We start from the raw sequence: 19,715 nt of genomic DNA on the forward strand, positions 1-19,715 counted from the left end.
GTCATCCCTCGGGCAGACGCTCGGCCACACGCAAAATCGCGGAACGAGCACGCGGATTGCCTGCCACTTCCTGCTCTGAGGGTTTGACCCGATTAATCAGACGCATCTCCGGCTGCGGCAAATCGGCATGACGGATAGGCAGACGTCGATCGGGCTGCTCAAGCTTCACCTTGGAAGCAAAAAACTGTTTGACGATACGGTCTTCGAGCGAATGAAAGCTGATCACCGACATGCGGCCATGCGCAGATAAGGCCGCATACGCTCCCGCCAGACCTACTTCGAGATCTTCCAACTCTTTATTGACGAAAATCCGTATAGCTTGAAAGGTACGCGTTGCCGGGTCCTTGCCCTTCTCGCGAGTTTTGACGGCGTGTGCGATGAGTTCTGCAAGCTGTCGGGTTCCAATGATGGCATCCGTCGCCCTGCGAGCAACAATCGCCTTTGCAATCTGAAAAGCAAACCGTTCTTCCCCATAATTCTTGATAACCTCCTTAATTTTTTCTTCCTCCTCGTGTGCCAACCATTCGGCTGCCGAGATGCCGCGCGTGGTGTCCATACGCATGTCGAGCGGACCATCGCCGCGAAAACTGAAACCGCGGGCGGCGTCATCGACTTGAGGCGAAGAAATACCTAAATCCATTAAAACCCCATCCACCTGAGTTACGCCGAGTTCTTCGAGCGCTGCCGTAATCGTGGCAAAACTATCATGCACGATATGAAACCGTGGATCGCTGATCTCACGGGCACTGGCGATGGCTTGGGTATCCTTGTCAAACGCAATCAAACGCCCCTTGGGGCCGAGTTGCTGCAAAATCAGGCGGCTATGGCCGCCGCGGCCGAACGTGCCATCGATATACACGCCATCGGCGCGCACACCGGCAATACCGAGCGCATCGACGGCTTCGTGCAAGAGCACGGTGGTGTGCGTATATTCTGTCGCTACTGGGTTAGTCATTACTCGCGATCAGAAAGAAAAATTGTTTAACACATCGGGGGCACCGGCGGCCTTGGCATTGGCTTCGTTCTCTGCCAAGCGGGCGATGTCCCAGATTTCGAAATGGCTGCCCATGCCTAAAAGCATAATGTCGCGCGCAATCCCGGCGGCGGCACGCAATTCTGGAGCAAGCAAAATGCGGCCCGCGCTGTCGAGCTCTACATCAAAGGCATTGCCTAGAAAAATACGTTTCCAGTCGCGCGCTTGAATCGGCCAAGCGGCGATCTGCTCACGATGGGATTCCCAAGTCGGGCGCGGAAACAGCAACAGGCAACCATCCGGATGTCTGGTGACAGTGAGCCGGCCCTGGAACTGTTCGCTCAGGGCATCACGATGACGGGCAGGAACAGACATCCTGCCTTTCGCATCGAGATTGAGTGCGGATGGACCCTGAAACACGCTTGTACCTTTAACTTGGATTGAATGGAAATGAAGACAGTGGTGACAATAAACTAAAATCAGCGTTTCATCCCACAAAATTACACTTTTTCACACTGTTTCCCACTTTAGAGGATCACTTGCGCATGGTCAAGTTAAATTACCAGCAAAAAAAGAATTTCTTTAATGAAGTCAATGACTTAGCGCAACTGTTCAAAATCGAAGCTTGTAAAATAGTCCAATAAATGAACGACTTACGAAACTCTGTGAATGTGGCTTATCAGATTAATGCATGTAAAGTGGGCATAGTGGGCGCAAAAAAAATATGCAACATCGTGCAACCGTGCTCATATCAGTAGCAAGATGTATTTAAGTGCGCGCAAGCTAGCGGAAGCAAGGCAACAGCCGAAGCTTTCCATAAGGAAGCATGGCAGGCGGCCGAAAGACTCACCCGACCGCGATGGTCTGAGCGATCAGCAATTGTTGAAATTCTTTGGCAGGAATGGCTTTGCTAAAATAAAAGCCTTGGTATTCATCGCAGTTAAATTTCTGCAAAGTTTCCAATTGAGCAATATCATCAACCCCTTCGGCAATGACTTTCAAGCCCAAGGTGTGGGCCATCGCCACAATCGCCAGCACGATGGCCGTGTCATTCGGGTCGTGCGGAATATCTTTGATGAACGAGCGATCCACTTTGACGCTGTCGACCGGAAAGCGTTTCAGATACGCCAAGGAAGAATACCCAGTGCCAAAATCATCGATGGATAAGGTGAAACCGGCCGCCTTGAAGCCATCCATGAGCACGATCGCCTGTTCGCGATTATGCATGACCATGCTTTCGGTAATTTCAAATTCTATGGCATTGGCCGGCACGCGCCAAAAATCGACCACGCCTTGAATTTCTTCGAGTAACTGTATGTCATTGAACTGCGAACCGGATAAGTTGATGGCAATCCGGCCGAAACGCTTATCAAGTTGCCGAAAACTCAAGACATCGCGACAGGCGATATCGAGCACCAGCATGCCCAAACGTGCAATCAGGCCGGCTTCTTCGGCCAGCATGATGAAATCATTCGGATACAAAATGCCACGCTCAGGGTGATTCCAACGCACCAGCGCTTCGGCTCCAACGATCAAACCGCTGGCCACATCCACCTTGGGTTGGTAATAAACAAGGAATTCGCGCCGCTCCAAGGCTTTACGCAGACGCGCCTCGAACGCCAAGCGCTCGACGGTATGCGTATTCATTTCCGAAGCATAGAACTGATAATTGTCCTTGCCCTTATTTTTCGCGCGGTACATCGCGATATCCGCATTCTTAAGCAAGGTCTGAGCATCGCGACCGTCATTCGGAAACGTGGCAATACCGATACTGGCACTGAGCTGGCACTCTTGCCCGTAAATTTCAAACGGTTGCGCCGCTTCGAACAGCAATTTATCGGCGATGTCGCCGAGATCACGCGGCTCATTGAATTGATCAATCAACAAGATGAATTCATCACCGCCAACCCGCGCGATGATGTCCGATTCGCGCAAAGTGCGGCGGAAGCGCTGTGCCACGCTGGCGAGCACCTTGTCGCCTTCATCATGACCAAAGGTATCGTTGATATTCTTAAAACGATCAAGATCAAGAAACAATACCGCCAGACGACTGCGCTTGCGCTCGGCCAAGGACAAGGCCTTGGCCAGATGTTGATGGTATAAAAACCGATTTGGCAAGCCAGTCAGTTCGTCATAATGTGCCAATTGCAGAATTTTCTTTTCCGAGCGCCGCCCCTCGATGGCAATGCTGGCAATCTCTATCATTATCCCGACCAAGCTCATATCCTCATCATTGAGCTCAGCGGTGTCGGGTTGCAAAACCGTGAAACTGCCCAAGACTTGGCCATGTTTATCCATCAAAGGCCAGGCCACACCGGCAGGGAAATGTGCCAACTGCTCCAAACCGTTAACAAACTGCATGCAAGGCGCTTGCTGCAACTGGTCGATTTTGACCGGACACGCAACCAATACCGCCTCGCTCCAAATCCCACTGCCATGCGTGACCGGCAAGCCGTTAAATTGTGCCAACAAAGAAGGCGGGAAGCGGTGACCCGTGCCTTGCACGAAGGTACGTTGATCATCAGCTAATAATTGTATCCCGACACACCAAGACGGCCGCAAGTCTTCGACAAAATCGCTCACGGCATTGAGGATGTAGATAGGATCTTCATTTCCACCAATCAACTGCAGCAAACGATTCTGCCCTTCCAGCAAGCGATCGGTGTATTTACGCGCATTGATATCGCGCTCGAGGCAAAACAACAATAAGTCGCCATTGAGTTCGACCGGGCTGAGCGAAATTTCTATGAAAAACGGCCGACCATCTTTTTCCAAGCGCCACTCAAAACATTGCGGCTCACCGGCGAAAGCCAGATCGATCAACTCTATGAGCATGTGGTTTCTATCCGAACTCACCAAGCCCGGCACCACTTGAATGTGCGATGAAAAACTGCCTACGCGCCGGCCGATGATGTCTGATTCTCTGCTCATCCCATACATCCGCACCGCCGCCAGATTACAGTCGACATAGTGATAATCACGGCCGATCAAAAAAATTGCGTCAAGTGCACCGGTAAACAAGAGGCGGTAACGGTCTTCGCTGGCATCAAATTTCGCCTTGGAAATTTGCAGTCGCTTGACTTGCCATGACAATATCCACGCCAGCGCCAGAATGAACAGCACGGTCAAGACGGTGATCCATCTTTTCTGCTGCGCGCGCTCTTGCCAATCACTTAATATAATAGGAATACTTTTGGCGTACACCAAGGTCAGCGGCGTACCACTGATTTTTCGGTAGGTATATTGAAAATTGCCACTGCCATCGAGCAGTGAGCCGCTTTCGAGCACACCTTCATTGGCCGTGCCGGTGATGGCAGCGAGTAAATCGAGCGTAACCAGCGGACGCGCAAGAAAGGCCGGATCAAACGGCGCACGCGCCAAAATATCGCCCTGTCTGTCGTGTAAAGAAACCGCCGCGGCACTGCCGCGCGCCACCATTTCATAAAATTCTTGAAAATAACTGAGTTTGACCTCCGCCTCCAAGATTCCCAGCCACTGTCCGCGCGCATCATAGACATTGCGTGCAATCGGCAATATCCATAGCTCAGATGCCGGCAACAGCCGCGCGGCTCCGGCAACGAGCTCGCGTGACGCCGTTTGGCTGCGCAAACTGGCGATAGGTGCCAGCGCTGGCTGAAAGTTTTCGGTAAAGGCGCGGCTCGAAGCGCGCTGCCGGCCTTCGGTATCAAAGTAATTGAGTGCGAATAGAAATTGTGATCGTGCCAACTCGGTGCGCAGCATGGCGTCGATACCGGAATGACTCATCGCTTCGGCAGCATGGCCGTGCTCAAGCTGCGCCGTCACCGCGTCCATAGTTTGCACAGCTTGCACAAAACCGCGACTGGCATGTTCTTCCAAAATGCGGACAGTGAAATAACTGTGCTGTTCAGCATCGGATCGGGTCAAATTGCGATCGACCCGAATCGACCACCAACATTGCGCCACAATCACCAGCACGATCAAGCCTATGCACAGCGCAAACGCCAGCATGGGTAGATCGCGCTGCTTTCTGATGCTTTGTGTCTCCATGCGTCGGTTTGCTTTAATTTAGTTTGGCATTAACGCAATAATAGACCATACAGTTGCGCTGTGGTCATTTGCCCAGAAGAATGGGATTATAACACCAGTATTTTGACAACAATTTAGTGCTTAAAAGAAAACCTTGGTTTTGCACCGAAGATGGCAGTCGCAAGCGCAATGAGGCGATGGTCGAGCCTGCGGCCGATACCAGTACGAAATTGCACATCCCCAACAAACACGGTCTTGTTGAGGAAAAATATTGCTACATCAGAGTACAGAATCTATCCCTCTGAAAAACCCGCCAGGCCACCCTTGCCTCAGGTACCGAGCAGCCCTCACACGCTGGCTACGCTAAATGAAAACGCACACGCCAGCGTTTTTTTGCCATGCAAAAAAGAAGCATGATTAGCCTGTACTCAATAGCAATGAGCACAATCACAGTTTAAGTTTAGCGCAACTTAATATCAAATAAATAACATTATTACTATTTTTCACAAAATATTTTTAGTATTAGTACCTGTTATTTACTAAGCAAAACTAGTACCAGTCTCATTGTTTCAAGTTATTTTTATCCTCAGAATAAGCGACAGGAAGAATCGTTGTCGCAAAGCCACCCAATTGCGCACGACTCCGCGCATGCCGTAATCGGCTATCCGCTGAGCTGGCATGGCTGAGGTGAACACCCTCTTCATTGCGCGACATCGATGACGCCATGCGCTCAATCAACAGAAACAATCCGACTGTTTGATTGCTGCGAAACCGTAGATGTATTCGAAAATTTTTTGTTTGTTTTATTTGTTTGCGTAACTCAATTTATACGCAGCACCTTAGAAAAGAATTCCATGAAATTATCAACACTGACCATCCTCATCGCCGCCTTATTTTCTGCGCCACATGCCTTTGCCGACTCGGCAGCAAGGCCTTCAGGGCCAAGCATGAACATGGACGTAGCCAAAACGACCACGCAGGAAGTCCAAGACGATGCCCTTAAACAGCTCGCCAGCAGTGAGTTTTTTGCCAAGCGCCCGGGCGCTTCAGCCAGAAGCGCCCAAGCCGTGGCAGACAGCAATACACTGGTGGAGGCGCTAAAAAGCAATGCAGAAAAAACCTGGATCTTGGGTTCAGTGACGCAAATGCTCAGTAACACGAGCCACGCCACGCCGGCGGCACAAATTTTCATCGCGCAAAAAGTAAATGGTCAATGGCAATTGGGGCTGTTCGGCAGTGCCAGCTTCCGTACTCTGCTGGAACAAATCCCCACCAACATCGTGAGCAAGGAAGAAAAAGAAAATTTTTCTTTTTCCATGTCGAATCAAAGATCGAACATGGGTAGCGGCGATACCGGATTATCGCTGCCATGGCAGGACAATGTCGGCTGGATGTGGTCGGGCATACACGGTAGCGGTGGCGAAACACGTCCCTATAATTCGCTCGATTTCTATACCTTGGACGGTCGGGGCCAAGTATTGGCACCGGGTGCAGGTCGCATTTACAAGAGTTGCGAACGCAACGGCAGCGGACTCGTCACACTGGTCCACGAGAATGGCTTTACCACCTCGTATTATCACATGGTTAATTTGACATCATTAACAAATGGCATGCCTATACAGAAAGGCACCTATCTAGGCCAAATCGGGAATGGCTTGCCTTGCGGAGGATCTACAACGGGCCCGCATGTGCACATGGAAATAATTAAAAATAACGCCCAGTACCCAGTCAACGGTCTCCTGCTAGGAGGTTGGCGGTTTTATGACGGTGCCAGCGCGTATCGTGGCACAGCGATCAACAATGGCAGAAGTGTTAGCGCTCCGGGATATCTGATCAATTACGGCGCATCGAATCAAAGTCCCCCAAATCCTGGTATTAATCCTGGTATTAATCCTGGTATCAACCAGGCTGCGCCCATTACGAATGCAGGAATTACAGCCCTCATCCGAGTACCGGTGAATGTGCGAATGAGTCCGAACGTCAATTCCCATTCGTTCGGTACGCTGCAAGCTGGCTATGCCGTGGGACTGCTCTGTTACGGTTACGGTGGCTATGTCAATGGCCAGAATCAAGTATCGAACCGTTGGTACAAAATAATGGGGACGAGTGAGAGCTGGATCAGCGAGATAGGATTGGGTGGGCAGGCTCCAGCGGTGGCTGCATGTGCGACCAATAACGACAACAACAATCACCCTTACAACAACAATAATCCTTACAACAACAACCCTTACAACAACCCTTACACCAATAACTCTTACTATGCCAGCGTGCCCGGCATGTCCCCGGGCACATCCCTAGGCCCTACCCCCGGTACTTACCTCCCAAGCACTTACTAGTGCTGACCACACAATTAATTACAATAATAGTTACTATAAATCGGTGATGCTCAAGGCAGGTAACAAGCCATGTCAGTGAGCGTAGCAGTGAAGTGATCGTCATCCCCGTAGAGCTTGAGAAAGCATGCTGCGCGCCTGGTCCGGGCGCAGCCGGGCTGACGGTCTGCTGAAGAGCCAGCAATCAGAATGATACGCGGCAGAAATATAAATTGAAGCAGGCCGATAGGCCGGATTTTGTTACGGCATCGTGCATTGCTGCCTTCTGCTATGACAATCATTCCTCTAGGCGACGGATTACTCCGCCGCTCAAGCTTTCTACCCGCACGCTCCGCGAGCCGCCTCAACGCGTGCCTATTTGAAATTGCTCCGGGTGGAGGTTACCGCGTTTCACCGTAACTAAATACGCTCGTCTCTGTGGCCCTATTCCTCGTCTTATACCTAGGCTTGCGCTTTGGCTTTCAACGTACGGCCGTTAGCCGTCACCCTGCTCTATGGAGTCCGGACCTTCCTCCCGTCACCGTGCCTGAACACGGCAACCAGCGATTGTCTGGCCTGCTTCGGCCGCTATTTTACCCTAATCACCACAAATTCGTCGATTATCTATACAAGCGCTGCAAATTCGGTCGGCTTTCTGATAGTTTAGTGTTTTTCCTTTTCAGCAATTTCTATTATGACAAAGCTACGTAGCGGTGGGCAATTGATTGTCGATGCACTCGAACTACATGGTGTCGACACCATTTTCGGCGTCCCCGGCGAAAGTTACCTGCCGGTGCTCGATGCCCTGCACGACAGCCCGATACGCTTCATCATCAATCGCCAAGAAGGCGGTGCCGCCTTCATGGCCGATGCCTATGGAAAAATGACGGGCCGCCCCGGCATCTGCTTCGTCACCCGTGGACCAGGCGCGACCAATGCCGCCATCGGCGTGCACACCGCCTACCAAGACTCAACCCCGCTGATACTCTTCATCGGCCAAGTCGGCAATGACTTCGTCGAACGCGAAGCGTTTCAAGAAATCGATTATCGTCGCATGTATGGCCCAATGGCCAAATGGGTGGCACAAATCGACCGGGCCGACCGTATCCCAGAATATCTGGCGCGCGCCTTTCAAGTCGCCACCAGCGGCCGCCCCGGCCCGGTTGTGCTGGCCCTGCCGGAAGACATGCTCGACCAACGTGCACAAGCCAGCACCATGCGCCGCTACCACCCAGTACAAGCCCACGCAGCACCACAGCAACTGGCGCAATTCCATAATATGCTGGCAGTCGCCCAGCGACCGCTGCTGTTGATCGGTGGCAGTGGCTGGGATGAAACTGCATGCCAGCAAATCCGCGACTTCGCCGCCGCCAATCACTTGCCCTTGGCCTGCGCCTTCCGCTTCCAAGATTTGATCGACAATGCCCATCCGAATTACATCGGCGATGTTGGCATAGGTATCAATCCGAAACTGGCGCAACGAATCAAAGATGCCGACCTGCTCATTGCCATCGGCCCACGCCTAGGCGAGATGACCACGGGTGGCTACACGCTGCTACAAGCACCGCAAGCGCAACAGAAGCTGATTCATATTCACAGCGATGCCCTCGAACTCGGGCGCGTTTATCAAGCCGATTTAATGATTAACAGCGGCATGCGTGAAATAGCCGCAGCCTTGGCCAACATGAATACGCTCGAGGCAGCGCAAAAATGGCAACATACGGTAGCGCAAGCCAAGGCTGAATTACTGGCTTGGCAAACCGAACCGGCCTTGTTCGCCCAAGAACAGGCACCGCTTAATCTGTGGCAAGTAGTGCAAGACCTGATGCGGGCAACGCCGGCCGATACCATCCTCACCAACGGTGCCGGCAATTACGCCACCTGGGCGCACCGTTACTTTAATTATGGTGGCTTCCGTACCCAGTTGGCACCGACCTCGGGCGCCATGGGTTACAGCGTGCCTTCGGCCGTGGCTGCGAAGATCATCGATCCGGCACGCACCGTGATCAGCTTTGCCGGCGATGGCGAATTCATGATGAATGGCCAGGAATTGGCCACGGCCGTGCAATACCGCGCCGGTATCGTGATCATCGTCTTCAATAACAATATGTTCGGCACCATACGCATGCATCAAGAACGCACTTTTCCAGCGCGCGTATCGGGCACCGAATTACACAATCCCGATTTTGCCGCACTCGCACGTGCCTATGGTGCCCATGGTGAAGTGGTCAACAGCACCGCCGAATTCGCGCCGGCTTTGGCGCGCGCGTTGGCACATACGCAGCAACAACAATTGCCGGCGCTGATAGAACTGCGCTACGACGGCAATCTCATCACGCCCGGTGCCAGTTTGGCTACTCTACGACGGCAAGCGCTGGAAGCCAGCCAGCACTGAATACGGTCACGCCTACTCTTCCGAGTCAGGTATTTTCTTAAGTGTACGCAACAATCGCTGCTTATCGAGCCGTCGCGCAGTGCGCGACGGGTGCGTTTGCCCTTGCACCCCATGTATCCCAGCATTACGCTGACGCGCCAACAAGGCTAAGCGATTGCGTGGTTTCGTTAAGGGAATTTTCAGTTTCATCAGATTTGCTCCCACACGACAAGGCCACATCTCGTTAAAATACAGCCGGCCGGAAATATTGCCGGCAGAATATTATTCTATCGAAATGCGCCTCCATGTTTAAAAAAATACTGCTCTTGCTGACCCTGTTGTCGGCACTTCAGGCTGCCGCGGCAGCCCAATTCTCTGACTGCAGACAATTTTTTGCTGCACAACAAATTCCCGTCATCGCCGACGAAGCCGCCCTGTCCACGCGCGCACTGTGCTTCTCCGCATTCGCCGTACTGCACTCAGGCAAAAGTCATACGCCCGTATACGTGGCAGAAAGATTAAGCCGCGCCTCGGTACTGGCGGCCAAGAACAATCAGCGTACCGATCACTTTTATGCCGACGCCCGCTTGCCGCAAGCCGAGCGCGCCGAACTGGCCGATTACCAAGGCTCGGGCTATGATCGTGGCCACATGGCACCAGCCGGTGATATGCCGGACGCGCAAGCGATGGCACAAAGTTTTTCCTTAGCCAATATGGTACCGCAAGCACCGCAAAACAATCGGCAAACCTGGGCGGCGATAGAAAAAGCCACACGCAAGTATGTGCTGCGTGCTCGCGGTGATGTGTATGTGCTCAGCGGCCCGGTCTTTGATCCACTCCCGCAACACATCGGTGCCGGCCAAGTCTGGGTGCCGCGCTACCTGTTTAAACTCGTGTACGACGCCGAACAACACAAAGCCTGGGCATATTGGGTAGAAAACCGCGACGGTGCCCAAGCCGGCGCACCGATCAGCTATCAAGAATTGGTCAAACGCAGCGGTACGCGCTTTTTACCTGGAGTGATGTAGGAAATCAGCGCACCTGAGCTACACCCCAAAAAAATACTTGGAAAGTTTAGTACTAATCCTAAATATCCAAGTAAATATTCGTACCAGTCCCATCGCGGGACGGCACTACGCTCAATACAATGATGCGTGTATTCAATCTCTGGTTTTGACCAGTGAAGCAATGCACTTTTGCAGCGTCAATTTGTATTTAGTGGAGCAATCTGTTTTGAAACCGAAACGCATAAGCAAGCCAAGCACATCTGAACACACTAGCCCTGCGGCAGCACCAATGCCGTCGCAGTTGATCAATTTGCCGGCGCTAAGCAGGCAAAAACGTTGCGCACTCACCAAACCGCCGGTGCCAGCCGCCCTTAGTGCGCGCGTGACGGTAGCAGCGGCGGCCGAGCAAAGCAACGCCCTCGCCGCGCCGAACTGCAAGTTGCTCAACGAGAAAGGCGATACCATCAGCGCCAACGGCTACATCAATACCACCCAACCACAATTGCGCGGAGCTGAGCCTGCCTTGGCAAGCCATCGCATCGATATTTATCTCGACGGCGAGTTGATCGGCACGAGCAAGGTCGATGAGCACGGTAACTGGTTCTACGCGCCGGACTTCGAACTCAGCGAAGGTCAGCATACGCTTATCCTCGGGGTCGATACCTGCTTGGCCAAGCTGCGCGTCTACAGCGCCCCATTCAAATTTACAGTGAAGACCACGGCACCGCAGCGACCGTGTTTCAGCATCCTCAACAAATCTGGCAAGCTCATCGGTGATGGCGATTACAGCGTCGAACGACGCCCGCGCTTTTCCGGTAAACGCTGCCAAGTCGGTGACCTCGTGACCATCTTTCACAACGAAAATGTATTTGCCTCATTCAAGGTGCAAGGCGATGGCAATTGGTTGTATACCGTGCAATCCGATCTGTCCGACGGTGACTATCACTTTGATATCAATGTCATCGATTTAGCTGGGAACGTCAGCGAATTCAGCGACATGCGCTCTTACACTGTCATCGCTCAAGCGGCATTAAAACCAGCCTGACTATCTCAGTCTATTTTCAGCCAAGGCCGCAATGCCGTGCGCAAGCCGTGCGCATCGAAACCGTTCAAGCTACGCTCGCCAATGCGGATCAGCGGCACGCTGCCGGCACCGGCATGGCGATAGGCGGTAAAGTGGTGCGCGCTGTTTTCGATATCGAGTTCGGTGTAGCGCAAGCCGTGCGCTGCAAAAAATTCGCGCGCCTGATGGCAGTACGCGCAGGCCGTCGGCGCATACATGACAATAGCTGGCTGCACGTTCACCGCGGCGAGCAAACCAGCGCGCTCGGCACGTTGTGCCGCTTGCTTCATATGCCCCAGCGACACCAAGGGAAACGCTACACACACCGCCAGCGCTAACGCACCGAGCCACTGCCAGTGCAGTTTTTGCCGATTGAAACGCGCCTGCAAGGTGACCGATCCCGCCCCCACCGTATAGTTATATCGAGGCCGGCAAGCCTTATGGTCGGAATTTCTGCGCTGGCAATGCAGGCAGTCCCGCGCCGCGCTGTTGTGCTTGGCTGAGTCAGAATGTGGGCAAGGAGTCGGTGTGTGCATGAGAATCAAGGTGCTGCGCGAAAAAGAACAGGCGCATTGTAAAGCGCACTATCGAGATGATCGATGTGAGGAATACTAAAAATTCTGTAGCCTTGTCGTACAGATACGAAATTAAAAAAGTAGCCTGGCATTTTCCCTTTGAAGACAAAGGGCACCTTCCGGTGCCCTCCTGGTTCCCTAGGGAGACGCGGATTTAATCAAACTTAGTAAAATCAGGCTTGCGTTTCTGGAAGAATGCCATGAAAGCTTCTTTCGCTTCCGGCGCATTGAGCATGGCGGCGAAATAGCGGTTTTCTTCATCCATCTTGGTGGCGATGGCAGCCGGTTGCGTACCCTTCATCAAGCGCTTGGTGGCGCGTACCGAGGCGGCTGGCAGTGCGACAAATTTTGCTGCCTGTTGCAAGGCATACGGCAGCAATTCCGCCAAGGGCAGAACTTTATTGACAAAGCCCATCTGGAATGCTTCTTCGGCGTTGAAGGCTTCACCGAGCATGAGTTTTTCAGCAGCGCGCTGATAGCCGACGATTTGTTGAAACACCAAACTGGACCCAAATTCAGGGCACAAACCAAGCTGTGTGAATGGCATGGAGAGGCGCGCATTATCAGCCAGATAAATCAAATCGCAATGCATGAGCAGTGTCGTACCGATACCGACGGCGGCACCGGAAACGGCGGCGATGACCGGTTTACCCGCATCATTCAAGGCTTGCATGAATTGGTACACCGGTGGCAAAGCATGGGGATCAGCCAACGTGCCGGCATTTTTCACAAAATCTTCGAGATCATTCCCAGCGGTAAAAATTTCCGGCTTACCGGTAATCAAAATCACCCGCACCGCCACATCCGTTTCCGCCGCACGCAAAGCATCGGCCATCGACTGATACATCGCCGCAGTAATCGCGTTTTTCTTTTCAGGACGATTGAAATTGATCGTCAGTATGCCGTTTTCTGTCTGTGTCAGAATATCCATCTTCGTCTCCGATAAGTTGTACCGACCGAGCGAGCGCAGCGCAGTAGCTCCATCTCGTCTCCTATAAGTTACGCCGACGGAGCGAGCGCAGCGACGCTCCGCCCCCATAAAAAACAAAAGTCCGTCAATGCTGAGGGAGCGTAGCGAGCCCCGCAAGGTTCAGTCGAGAAGCGCAGCCATACTCTCGTATGGCGAGCATCGCAGACTGAAGATTGCGGGGCGCAGTAGCTCCATCAGTATTGACATTACATGCGTTCAAAAATTCCTGCGGCCCCCATGCCGGTACCGACACACATGGTGACCATCCCATACTTGAGATTATTACGATGCAAAGCATGAATCGTAGTCGCCGAGCGTATCGCGCCAGTCGCACCGAGCGGATGACCGAGCGCGATCGCGCCGCCCATAGGGTTGACCTTGGCCGGATCGAGACCGAGATCCTGCACCACCGCCAGTGATTGCGCAGCAAACGCTTCATTCAATTCAAACCAGTCAATCTGATCCTGCGTGATGCCGGCGGCACGGCATGCTGCCGGGATCGCTTCTTTCGGACCGATGCCCATGATTTCCGGTGGCACGCCGCGCACCGCGAAGGCAGCGAAACGCGCCAGCGGTGTGAGATTGAATTGCTTGAGAATTTTTTCGCTGACCAGTATCAGTACGCCGGCACCATCCGAGGTTTGCGAGCTGTTACCCGCAGTGACGCTGCCCTTGGCCGCGAACACGGCTTTGAGTTTGGCCAAGCCTTCAAGCGACGTATCGGGACGCGCGCCTTCGTCGCGGCTGACGGTGCGCAATTTGAGTTCGATTTCACCGGTGAGCAAATTCGGCACACGGTCGATGATGTCGACCGAAGTCGTTTCCGCATCGAAGAACCCGGCATTTTGCGCGGCGATGGCACGCTGATGCGATTGCAAGGCAAACGCATCCTGCGCTTCGCGCGAAATTTTCCATTGCTGGGCAACTTTTTCTGCCGTCAATCCCATGCCGTAAGCCATGCCGACATTTTCATCGTTGAGGATGGCCATGTTCATCGACGGATTACTCCCCATCATCGGCACCATGGACATCGATTCGACGCCGCCGGCGATCATCACATCGGCTTGACCGACGCGAATACGGTCTGCCGCCATGGCCACAGCAGTAATGCCGGAAGCGCAGTAACGGTTGACGGTGACGCCACCTATGGTGTTGGGCAAACCGGCCAGCAGCACGCCCATACGCGCCAGATTCAAGCCTTGCGCGCCTTCGGGGAAGGAACAGCCGATGATGGCATCTTCGGCCAGTTTCGGATCGAGTCCCGGCACTTGTGCGAAGGCCGATTGCATCACACGTACCAGCAGGTCATCCGGACGGGTATTACGGAACATGCCGCGACCGGATTTACCGATAGGCGTGCGGGTAGCGGCGACGATGTAAGCGTCTTGAAGTTGTTTCATCAGATCTCTCCTTGCGCTTCCTTCAAGGAAGCGCAGATAAATGTAATCGCAGGTGCGTTCTGAGAACGCACGGTCAATATCAGTTACGTACTGGTTTACCGGTTTGCATCATCCCCATGATGCGTTCTTGGGTTTTCGGATGATTGAGCAATTCCATAAAGGCTTTGCGCTCCATATCGAGCAACCATTGTTCGCTGACCAGACTACCGTTATCAACATCACCGCCGCACACTACTTCGGCGATCATTTTACCGAGTTTGAAATCGTGCGCAGAGATAAAGCCGCCGTCACGCATATTGATCAATTGCGCAGCGATAGTAGCGATGCCATGACGACCGGTGACCGGTACCAATTTTTTCATTGGTGCACGATAGCCGGCGTCGAACATGGCACGCGCCTCTACTTTGGCAACGTACAGCAATTCGTAAGGATTGAAAACGATGACATCATTGGCCGACAAGTAGCCCATCTTCTGCGCTTCGAGTGCCGATTTCGACACCGCTGCGGTGGCCGCATTGGTGAAATAATTTTTCAAGAACTGCAGCAAATCAGTGCCTTTGGCATCGGCTGCAGCGCGAACTGCCGCTTCTTTCAAACCGCCACCACCCGGTACCAAACCGACGCCGACTTCCACCAAGCCGATATACGACTCTATCGATGCCACGCGTTTGGCCGCATGCATCATCAATTCGCAACCACCGCCGAGGGCCAGACCCGATACCGCTGCCACCACCGGAATGTTGGCATACTTCAGCGCTTGATGCGCATTTTGCAAACGCGCGATCGCCGGTTCGATGGCTTTCACACCGCCCGACATAAACAAGGGCAGCATGGCCTGCAAATCGGCACCGGCCGAGAAGGCCCCGCCATCGGCAGCATCGGCACTCCAGATGACCAAGCCTTTGAAATTTTTCTCCGCTTCGGCAATCGCTTTTTCCATACCTTCGATCACGCCGGGGCCAATCACGTGCATCTTGGTTTTCATCGATAAAATCAGCACATCATCGTTTTGATGCCAGATCCGCACCGACTCATCTTCGAAGAAAGTCACGCCGGCATTGGCACCGCTCGTTGCGCCGCTACCCAATACTGGCGCACGGAAAGCTTGACGATCATAGACGGCCAAGCGAGAACGCGGCACGAACCGGCTGTCAGCGGCCGACCAGGAACCGTCCGCGCTGTGCACGCCAGCGTTATCGGCCACGGCACCGGCAAACACCCAGGCTGGCAAAGCGGCATCGCACAAGGCTTTACCGGCGTCGATATCTTCTTTCACCCAGTTAGCCACTTGCAACCAACCCGACGCTTGCCAAGTTTCGAACGGGCCGACATTCCAACCGAAACCCCAACGCATGGCGAAATCGATGTCCCGCGCATTGTCGGCGATGCTGGCACTGTGCACGGCGATGTAATGGAAGGCATCGCGGAAAATCGCCCACAAAAACTGCGCTTGCACATTGCTCGATTCGCGCAAGCTCTTCATCTTCTTGACCGGATCTTTTTCTTTCAACAGGCGCGCGACCAAATCATCGGCCTTGCCGCCGCCGCTGACATATTGGGCGCTGGCGAAATCGAGTCGTTGAATATCCTTGCCGACTTTTTTGTAAAAACCGGCACCGCTCTTCTGGCCCAAAGCACCGGCAGCAACCAATTTGGCCAGCACTTCCGGGGTTTTGTAGACGGCAAAGAACGGATCATCGGCCAGATTATCCTGCATGGTCTTGATCACATGGCCCATGGTATCGAGGCCGACCACATCGGCGGTACGGAAAGTACCGGAGGAGGCGCGGCCGAGTTTTTTACCGGTCAAATCATCGACGACATCGACGCTCAAGCCGAATTTTTCGGCTTCATGGATGGTCGCCAGCATGCCGAAAATACCGACGCGGTTGGCGATGAAGTTAGGCGTATCTTTGGCGCGGACCACGCCTTTGCCCAAGCTGGTGGTCAGGAAGGCTTCGAGTTGGTCGATGATTTCCGGGCGCGTCGCCACGGTCGGGATCAATTCTACCAAATGCATGTAGCGCGGTGGATTGAAGAAATGTACGCCGCAAAAGCGCGCCTTGAGTTCGGCATCGAAGCCTTCGGCCAAGGCCGTGATCGACAGACCCGAAGTATTGGAAGCAAAAATCGCATTCGGAGCAATGTGCGCCGACACTTTTTTATACAGATCGTGTTTCCAATCCATGCGCTCGGCAATCGCTTCGATAATCAAATCGCAACCGGCCAGCAGATCGAGATTGTCTTCGTAATTGGCAACTTCGATCAGGGCGGCATCGTCTTTATTTCCGAACGGTGCAGGATTGAGTTTTTTCAGATTCTCAATGGCGCGCAGCACGATGCCATTTTTCGGGCCTTCTTTGGCCGGCAAATCGAACAACACGACCGCTACTTTGGCATTGATACAGTGTGCGGCGATTTGCGCGCCCATCACACCGGCACCGAGGACGGCGACTTTTTTAACGATAAAATTGCTCATGGATAACCTCATTGGAATTCGTGGAACAAGGACTGCATGCCTGGAAATGCACGCAACAAAGCCTCCCCCGTCAACGGGAGAGGCTTTGGCATCAGAACAGGTCGGCGTCGAGAGCCAACAGATTGGCACTGCCGGAACGCGCTTGACGGGTCAGCATCGCGGTTTCCGGATACAGGCGGGCAAAGTAGAAACGCGCCGTCGCCAGTTTGGCAATATAGAAGCTGTCGCCACCGGCTTGCTTGCTCAAGGCGATTTTCGCCATTTGCGCAAAGAAGTAGCTGTACACCAGATGACCGACCACGCGCAGGTAAGGCACGGCAGCAGCACCGACTTCATCCGGATTCTGGAAGGCTTTCATGCCGATTTCCATGGTCAGCTTGGTGACTTTGTCGCCCAGCTCAGCCAACGGTGTCACGAATTCAGACATCGCTTCATCACTGCCATTGGCTTCGACGAAGGCTTGTACCTTGGCGCCGAATTTACGCAGCTTGGCCCCGTTGTCCATGAGAATCTTGCGGCCCAACAGATCGAGCGATTGCACGGTGTTGGTGCCTTCGTAAATCATATTGATACGCGAATCACGCACATACTGCTCCATGCCCCATTCAGCGATGAAACCGTGCCCACCGTATACCTGCAAACATTCCGAAGTGGCAGCCCAAGCATTGTCGGTAATGAAGGCTTTGATAACGGGCGTGAGCAAAGCGACTTCATCGGCACAATCTTTGCGCACTTGTTCATCCGGGTGATTCAATTCTTTATCGAGCTGCAAAGCGACATACGAACAGAAGGCACGCGCGCCTTCGGCATAGGCTTTAGCGGTCAACAACATGCGCCGCACATCGGCATGCACGATGATAGGGTCAGCCGGTTTGTCCGGTGCTTTCGGTCCCGACAGGCTGCGCATCTGGATGCGATCTTTGGCATAGACCACGGCATTTTGATAGGCCACTTCGGTCAAACCCAAGCCTTGCATACCGACGCCGAGACGGGCCGCATTCATGAACACGAACATCGCGTTCAAACCTTTGTGCGGTCCGCCGATGAGCCAAGCGGTAGCACCATCGAGATTCATTTGGCAAGTCGAATTGCCATGGATGCCCATTTTTTCTTCGATCGCGCCGCAGAAAATCGGATTGCGCGCGCCGTTGGAGCCATCCGCATTCGGTAAAAATTTCGGTACGATGAAGAGCGAAATACCCTTCGAGCCTTCCGGTGCACCAGGCAAACGCGCCAGCACCAGATGAACGATGTTATCAGCCATATCGTGCTCACCGGCCGAGATGAAAATCTTGGCGCCGCTGATGCGGTACGAACCATCGTCTTGTGGTTCGGCTTTCGAACGCAGCATGCCCAAGTCAGTGCCGCAATGCGGTTCGGTCAGGCACATGGTGCCGGTCCATTCGCCGGAAATCAGTTTCGGCAAGTACAGATCTTTTTGTTCTTGCGTGCCGTGTTCGTGGATGCATTCGTAGGCACCATGCGAGAGACCCGGGTACATGGTCCAGGCTTGATTAGCCGAATTCATCATTTCATAGAAGGAATTATTGACTACCAAAGGCAAGCCTTGGCCGCCGAATTCCGGATCGCACGACAACGCCGGCCAGCCGGCTTGCACATATTGTTTGTAGGCTTCTTTAAAACCTTTCGGGGTAGTAACGGCATGCGTGCTTTTGTCGTGATGACAGCCTTCGCGGTCGCCCGAATGATTGATAGGAAACAGCACCTCAGAAGTGAATTTGCCGCCTTCTTCCAAAATCTGGTTGATGATATCGGTATCGACTTCAGCATGCTTAGGCAATTGCTTGAGTTCAGATTCCACATTCAATAATTCATGCAACACAAACTGCATATCACGCAATGGTGCGATATATTGACCCATGATTTTCTCCTGACGACAAAGTTAAACTAAATTTAGAAACACTTTTCAAGGCCGCTGCCAGTACTTATACAGTGCTGTGGCGCGGCGCATAACATTCAATCAATCTCTCAAACCCGGCTTGCGCCCTATCCACACTGCCCGGTTTGCGCAAAAACCGCGCATCATGGTGCAGCGCCAGGATGAGGCCATACATGTCATACACAATCTGATCGGCATCGACCTCGCTACTGAGATGACCGAGCGTGATCGCCTGACTGGCAGCGCGCTGTAAGGCCCCCTGCCAAGCCCGCACCATGCCGACTAATTCATCGCGGATCGGACCGGGACGGTCATCGTATTCGGCCGCACCACTGATGTAGATACAACCGGAAGCGATTTCAACCGTGACGCGCTTGATCCACAGTGCAAACATCGACTGCAGACGCGGCAAACCGCGCTCTTCTTTCATGCTCGGATAAAATACTTCCTGCTCGAAATGGTGGTGATACAACTTCAACACTTCGATTTGCAAATCTTCCCGCGAACCGAAATGGGCGAACACGCCAGACTTGCTCATGTTCATCTTGTCGGCCAACAAACCGATCGTCAGTCCTTCTATACCGTCCCGACTGGCAGCGTCGAGCGCTACGTCGAGAATGGCGGCGCGGGTCAATTCACCCTTGCGCATGAATT

13 protein-coding genes and 1 other RNA gene are annotated in these 19,715 nt (G+C 53.3%); 4 read left to right on the plus strand and 10 right to left on the minus strand.

The window, feature by feature from the left end:
• Nucleotide 1: 1 nt before the first annotated feature.
• The 3 genes from rsmH to QN359_RS04045 form a co-directional block, all read right to left on the minus strand.
• Nucleotides 2–955 carry a 16S rRNA (cytosine(1402)-N(4))-methyltransferase RsmH gene (gene rsmH / locus QN359_RS04035; protein WP_322249700.1) on the minus strand — a complete coding sequence of 318 codons (954 nt, stop codon included), beginning with the start codon at nt 953–955 and terminating at the stop codon, nt 2–4.
• A gap of 9 nt (nt 956–964) precedes the next feature.
• The gene (gene mraZ, locus QN359_RS04040; RefSeq protein WP_322251030.1) at nt 965–1,393 is read right to left on the minus strand and encodes a division/cell wall cluster transcriptional repressor MraZ; all 429 of its coding nucleotides are present in this window, start codon (nt 1,391–1,393) and stop codon (nt 965–967) included.
• Nucleotides 1,394–1,819: 426 nt separating this feature from the next.
• Nucleotides 1,820–5,002: an EAL domain-containing protein gene (locus QN359_RS04045; protein ID WP_322249701.1), complete on the minus strand. Its 3,183-nt coding sequence runs from the start codon at nt 5,000–5,002 to the stop codon at nt 1,820–1,822.
• Between the two features lie 833 nt (nt 5,003–5,835).
• On the opposite strand from QN359_RS04045, the gene QN359_RS04050 reads away from it, so the two are divergent.
• Nucleotides 5,836–7,317 (plus strand): M23 family metallopeptidase, encoded by a 1,482-nt coding sequence (locus QN359_RS04050; protein WP_322249702.1) that lies wholly within the window; start codon nt 5,836–5,838, stop codon nt 7,315–7,317.
• A gap of 207 nt (nt 7,318–7,524) precedes the next feature.
• Here the strand turns inward: QN359_RS04050 and rnpB are convergent.
• Nucleotides 7,525–7,876, minus strand: an RNA gene (rnpB, locus tag QN359_RS04055) — RNase P RNA component class A.
• Between the two features lie 111 nt (nt 7,877–7,987).
• On the opposite strand from rnpB, the gene QN359_RS04060 reads away from it, so the two are divergent.
• The 3 genes from QN359_RS04060 to QN359_RS04070 all read left to right on the plus strand — a co-directional run bounded on the left by QN359_RS04060 (nt 7,988) and on the right by QN359_RS04070 (nt 11,719).
• The gene (locus QN359_RS04060; RefSeq protein ID WP_322249703.1) at nt 7,988–9,688 is read left to right on the plus strand and encodes a thiamine pyrophosphate-binding protein; all 1,701 of its coding nucleotides are present in this window, start codon (nt 7,988–7,990) and stop codon (nt 9,686–9,688) included.
• Nucleotides 9,689–9,972: 284 nt separating this feature from the next.
• Nucleotides 9,973–10,695: a DNA/RNA non-specific endonuclease gene (locus QN359_RS04065; protein ID WP_322249704.1), complete on the plus strand. Its 723-nt coding sequence runs from the start codon at nt 9,973–9,975 to the stop codon at nt 10,693–10,695.
• Between the two features lie 268 nt (nt 10,696–10,963).
• On the plus strand, nt 10,964–11,719 hold the full coding sequence (locus QN359_RS04070; protein WP_322249705.1) for an Ig-like domain-containing protein: 756 nt from the start codon (nt 10,964–10,966) through the stop codon (nt 11,717–11,719).
• A 5-nt stretch (nt 11,720–11,724) separates the two neighbouring features.
• Here the strand turns inward: QN359_RS04070 and QN359_RS04075 are convergent, their stop codons facing one another.
• The 6 genes from QN359_RS04075 to QN359_RS04100 form a co-directional block, all read right to left on the minus strand.
• Nucleotides 11,725–12,273 carry a glutaredoxin family protein gene (locus tag QN359_RS04075; RefSeq protein WP_323493224.1) on the minus strand — a complete coding sequence of 183 codons (549 nt, stop codon included), beginning with the start codon at nt 12,271–12,273 and terminating at the stop codon, nt 11,725–11,727.
• Nucleotides 12,274–12,466: 193 nt separating this feature from the next.
• Nucleotides 12,467–13,243, minus strand: a complete 777-nt coding sequence (locus QN359_RS04080) for an enoyl-CoA hydratase (RefSeq protein ID WP_322249707.1) — start codon at nt 13,241–13,243, stop codon at nt 12,467–12,469.
• Nucleotides 13,244–13,488: 245 nt separating this feature from the next.
• Nucleotides 13,489–14,685 (minus strand): acetyl-CoA C-acyltransferase, encoded by a 1,197-nt coding sequence (locus QN359_RS04085; protein WP_322251031.1) that lies wholly within the window; start codon nt 14,683–14,685, stop codon nt 13,489–13,491.
• A gap of 76 nt (nt 14,686–14,761) precedes the next feature.
• Nucleotides 14,762–17,161, minus strand: coding sequence for a 3-hydroxyacyl-CoA dehydrogenase/enoyl-CoA hydratase family protein (locus tag QN359_RS04090; protein ID WP_322249708.1), 2,400 nt, complete (start codon nt 17,159–17,161; stop codon nt 14,762–14,764).
• A 91-nt stretch (nt 17,162–17,252) separates the two neighbouring features.
• Nucleotides 17,253–19,043 carry an acyl-CoA dehydrogenase C-terminal domain-containing protein gene (locus QN359_RS04095; RefSeq protein ID WP_322249710.1) on the minus strand — a complete coding sequence of 597 codons (1,791 nt, stop codon included), beginning with the start codon at nt 19,041–19,043 and terminating at the stop codon, nt 17,253–17,255.
• Between the two features lie 64 nt (nt 19,044–19,107).
• Nucleotides 19,108–19,710, minus strand: a complete 603-nt coding sequence (locus QN359_RS04100) for a TetR/AcrR family transcriptional regulator (protein ID WP_322251032.1) — start codon at nt 19,708–19,710, stop codon at nt 19,108–19,110.
• Between the last annotated feature and the right edge of the window lie 5 nt (nt 19,711–19,715).

The organism is Undibacterium sp. 5I2, assembly GCF_035019605.1.
Classification (GTDB): Bacteria; Pseudomonadota; Gammaproteobacteria; order Burkholderiales; family Burkholderiaceae_D; genus Undibacterium.